Genomic DNA, 3,525 nt, shown 5'->3' with positions numbered 1-3,525 from the left:
TTGCACCCTTCTCAAGAACGGGCAAGATGCCCGTTCCACAAAAGATAAATTTTCTTGTGGAACAGGCATCTTGCCTGTTCCTAAAAGGCTACGATTTTCTGTCCGAAGAAAACCTAGTGAAACAATCTCAAACCCTTGATTCAACGCCCTTGAGTGCGTAAGTCCTGAATAACTAATTTCGAGGAAGGAAAAATAACGCCTAGATTACCGGATTCCCATTTCTGATATTTCTGCATAACACTGCTATAAATTTCCGACTCTGTAAACTCTGCTAACCAAGCTTGTAGCGGTGGCCAAGGCTGTTCGTTGAACCAAGTTTGATCTGTATGAGCGAATTGACGAACAAAAGGTGCGATCGCCATATCAGCCAATGCTACATTGTTACCAAACAAATATTTAGTCGCACTTAACCGTGAGTTGAGTTGTTCCAGGAATAAAGAACCTTCATAACGATGTACTTTGGCATCAACACCGGGATAACGATCGGGGTACTTATAACGGTCAAGATGATATTTAAACCTATCATCAAATAGAGCGATAAGTTCCAGCATTTCTGCCAGAGAACCTTGCTGTGGCATCAACCATTTTTCAGGATCATGTTGTCTCAATGCCCACAACATGATATCGATACTTTGATCGAGTACGCGCCCATCAACATCAATCAATATTGGTACTGTACCTTTGGCAGATACCTCCAACATCTCTGGTGGTTTGTCTCGCAAAACAACTTCCCGCAACTCACACACCCGATTGCTAACCATCAAGGCCAAGCGCGCGCGCATAGCATAGGGACAGCGGCGGAAGGAATACAAAATCGGGTAGGTTGCTGACATATTATATGTTTAGTCGATCGCGCGATCGGGTTTTTCGGGTCAGAAACCCGGTTTCTTTCGATATTTCTCGTCGCCAAACAAGATTTTTCGTAGAAACCGGGTTTCTTTGAGCTTAGTGAATAATACTATTAGTCGATCGCACCATCTACTTTTTCCTTCCCATCGTAGCGCGCGCCTATATGTACTTGGTTGCGACGCTTAGCTAGCTCAATCTGACGTTGACGTTCAGATAAGGCTTGTTTTTTGGTTTCAGTTTTTGAGTCATGACAATGAGGACAACTCACACCAAGTACAAATAATTCAGAAGCCTTATCTTCCTGACTAATCGGGTGACGACAACCGCGACAAAGTTCATAGTTACCCGGCTTTAAGTCCTGACCAACAGAAACCCGTTCATCAAACACAAAACATTCACCTTCCCAACGACTTTCTGCTTCCGGCACTGTTTCCAAATATTTTAAAATTCCGCCTTCGAGATGATAGACTTCCTCAAAACCTTGACTACGCAAAAAAGCAGTAGATTTTTCGCAGCGAATACCACCCGTGCAAAACATTGCCACCTTGGGTTTATTGCGTAAAGCAGTTTCCCGCAGCACCCATTCAGGTAACTCGGAAAAGCTTTTTGTTTTTGGATTAATAGCGCCTTCAAAAGTACCCATAGATACCTCGAAGTCGTTACGCACATCAACCACGACAACATCGGGATCGTCAAGCAGCTTATTCCACTCATCAGGCTTAACATATTTGCCAGCCATGAGGCGGGGATTAATGTCCGGTACTCCCATCGTGACGATTTCGCGCTTCAAGCGTATTTTCAGGCGGTAAAAAGGTGCTTTTTCCGAGAAAGATTCCTTGTGTACCAGATCGGCAAAACGCGGGTCACTACGCAAGAATGCCAGCACTGCGTGTACGCCCTCGGACGGGCCCGCAATAGTGCCATTGATGCCTTCTTGGGCCAGTAAGATAGTGCCTTTAACGTTGTTGTTGTTGCAACAATCGATTAGCGGTGCTTTCAGCTCAGCAAAATCAGGTAGTTCAACGAACTTATATAAAGCAGCGGTTAAGAAATAAGCCATATATCGAATTTATAGCACTAATTAATTTTCATACTTCTATGAAAATTCAGTCAAAGCGGACGGTGGGACTCGAACCCACGACGTTCAGCATGGGAAGTGGTAAGTACCAGTCACGCAATCCTATGCTGGGAAAGGGTTACATCTTTCAGACTGATTTTTGTCTCCAATTTTGTCTCCAAATTGTCTCCAAAATGCTAACCTTGTCCTGTTGCTTTTGAAATTTTACCATGACCGATGCGTCTAGTAGAGCCAAGAAAGGATCAGTAGTTGTCCAGACTCGCAGTGGTAGACTGCGCTTGCAGTTGCCCCGCCAGATTTACGGGGGCGATCGTAAGTACCTGTACCTGAACCTGTCTGACACCCCTGAAAACTGGGAACTGGCACAAGCTAAAGCCCAACTGATTGAATCTGATATCAGGTTTGAGCGTTTTGACCCTACCCTTAAAAAGTACAAGCCGCAAACTCACTTGACCGTCGTTGAGACTATCAAGGTCAAGCCCGAGCTGACTTTGACTAAATTATTTGAGAGATATTTAGAGTTCAAAAAACCTGCTGTCAAGCCCACAACTTTTCACTATTTAGTAACGAGTATTCAGGCTTACATTAACCGCTGTCCCTACCAAAGTTTGTCCGAGGATGATGCTTTGCAAGTACGCGCGTGGCTGCTAGGCGATACTACTAACAGCATGACTAAGCGAGTTTTAACTTACGTGAATGCAGCGGTTGAATGGGGGATTAAATTTAAAATTATCACCAGGTTGTCCGCTTCCCCTTTTAACGGGATGGCAGCCGACTTGCCAAAACACAACTGGCAAAGTGACCCTGAACCTAACGCTTTTAGTCCCGCAGAAAAGGCATTGGTATTAGAAGCTTTCAAGAACCACAAAGGGAATTGGAACGGCAGAGGCTATGGAGGGCAGAAGCTTTGCTACTATTACCCTTTGGTGCAGTTTTGGTTTATGACTGGATGCCGTCCCTCTGAGGCTGTTGGCTTGAGGTGGCGCGATATTGGCTCAGACTTTTCTCACGTTGTATTTAACGGCAGTGTGCAGCATCCGGGCGGGATAGAGACTAGGGTTGATGGCAGTAAAAACAATAAGCGTCGTAGGTTCCCTTGCAATCAGGAATTAAGCGAGCTTTTAAGAAGTATTGAGCCGGAAAACTTAACGGACAAAAACAGTCTGGTTTTTCCCTCACCCAAAAAGGGCGGGGCGATTAATTACAGCAATTTCACTATCCGCACTTGGCACAAGTTGGTTGACCCAATCACTGAGAAAACTCGCGAGATTGAAGGACATCGTAAAACTCCTACTCCCTACTCTTGTCGGGACACTTTTATCAGCGAACAAGTTGGCAAGGGTGTACCGAGTGCGGTGGTGGCTAAGTGGTGTGATACGTCTGAGAAAGTGATTAATGCTGTCTATTTGGATGGCAAGATTTTGGAGCATTTACGCCCGCTTTGATGCTGTTAGGATGTTGATTCTAGAGGCGACTTTTGCGAAATAAAACTTTACACTTCCTGTGTTGACAAGGAAGTGTAAGTCTGCAATCGTGAGTAACTAAGGAAGATTGATGCGCGGTTGACGAGCACTTGCAATGCTAGCCAAACCACGACT

Annotated in this window: 3 protein-coding genes; 1 reads left to right on the top strand and 2 read right to left on the bottom strand. The window is 44.9% G+C overall.

Annotated elements, in window-relative coordinates; all coding sequences use genetic code 11:
• Window positions 1-140: 140 nt before the first annotated feature.
• The gene (locus QT992_RS15640; protein WP_333377294.1) at window positions 141-833 is read right to left on the bottom strand and encodes a glutathione S-transferase; all 693 of its coding nucleotides are present in this window, start codon (window positions 831-833) and stop codon (window positions 141-143) included.
• 128 nt (window positions 834-961) lie between these two features.
• Complete coding sequence (gene trhO / locus QT992_RS15635) at window positions 962-1,909, bottom strand: oxygen-dependent tRNA uridine(34) hydroxylase TrhO (RefSeq protein ID WP_333377292.1); 948 nt, start codon at window positions 1,907-1,909, stop codon at window positions 962-964.
• Between the two features lie 227 nt (window positions 1,910-2,136).
• Here trhO and QT992_RS15630 point away from each other — a divergent pair, with 227 nt between their 5' ends.
• Window positions 2,137-3,372 (top strand): tyrosine-type recombinase/integrase, encoded by a 1,236-nt coding sequence (locus QT992_RS15630; protein WP_333377290.1) that lies wholly within the window; start codon window positions 2,137-2,139, stop codon window positions 3,370-3,372.
• Window positions 3,373-3,525 lie beyond the last annotated feature (153 nt).

The organism is Microcoleus sp. T3_D1 (genome assembly GCF_036700405.1).
Classification (GTDB): Bacteria; Cyanobacteriota; Cyanobacteriia; order Cyanobacteriales; family Microcoleaceae; genus Microcoleus.
Note: the sequence above shows the minus strand (reverse complement) of the source record. Positions and strands in the feature narration are given on the sequence as shown.

Bases quoted from the DNA above. Each gene is read 5' to 3' on its own strand.
- trhO (WP_333377292.1), bottom strand. From the start codon at position 1,909: ATGGCTTATTTCTTAACCGCTGCTTTATATAAGTTCGTTGAACTACCT.
- QT992_RS15630 (WP_333377290.1), top strand. From the start codon at position 2,137: ATGACCGATGCGTCTAGTAGAGCCAAGAAAGGATCAGTAGTTGTCCAG.
- QT992_RS15640 (WP_333377294.1), bottom strand. From the start codon at position 833: ATGTCAGCAACCTACCCGATTTTGTATTCCTTCCGCCGCTGTCCCTAT.